General features: G+C 41.6%; 1 pseudogene. It reads right to left on the reverse strand.

Features of this window, described 5'->3' with window-relative positions:
* Positions 1-22 precede the first annotated feature (22 nt).
* A pseudogene (locus AAC147_RS05995) lies at positions 23-702 on the reverse strand (IS630 family transposase); the annotation flags it as partial.
* Positions 703-730 lie beyond the last annotated feature (28 nt).

Here is a 730-nt window from a genome sequence, read left to right on the forward strand (position 1 = left end):
ATTGAGGATTTTGTTTTAGCTACTCCCTGACTTTCCCGCTTTTGTGAATACCATAATTATCTAAAATTAACGTGATGCTTTTTGCAGAACGATACTGGCTATTCAGTTTCTTTAACATATTGATAAATAAATCAGAGTTTTTCTTTATACCGCGGACATAGGTCATTTGACCTGTGCGTGCATCAAGGCAGCCTGCAAGGTAGTGTTTTTGGTTTTTCCCCGGCGTCATGACACGTTTTTGTTGTCCTTTTAGACACCAGTCTGCCCCGATTTTAGGATTCAGAGCGATATCGACTTCATCTTCATAAAAAAACAGGATGTTGCTCCGATACGTTGGTTAAGGCCTCGGTGATTTTTGCCATTTTTTCGTCATACTCCGGATCAGGCTTTTTGACGGCAGGCGCCGCTCTTCGCCAGACAATACCCACCTGACAAAAGTAACGATAAAGCGTACTTTTCGACAGTGATAATCCTAATAATTCATTTGATGATTTGAGTCAAAAGTTCAATACTCCAGCGTGAACATAGACAGCCAAAATTTTGCGGGGAATATGATAATAAGAACGACAGCAAACTAAAAAGCGGGGCTAAATTCCATCGAGCAGGCCTTCCTCGCGGCAAGCTTTTTAATCCTTCCAGCCCATATAACGTCAACCAATTTATCCAACGATGAATGGAAGAACGTGAACAATGAAGGGTTCGGCGATGTAAGAAACGGTCTGACCTTCAT

It is taken from the genome of Xenorhabdus sp. NBAII XenSa04, from assembly GCF_963866145.1.
GTDB classification, from domain to species: Bacteria; Pseudomonadota; Gammaproteobacteria; order Enterobacterales; family Enterobacteriaceae; genus Xenorhabdus; species Xenorhabdus indica.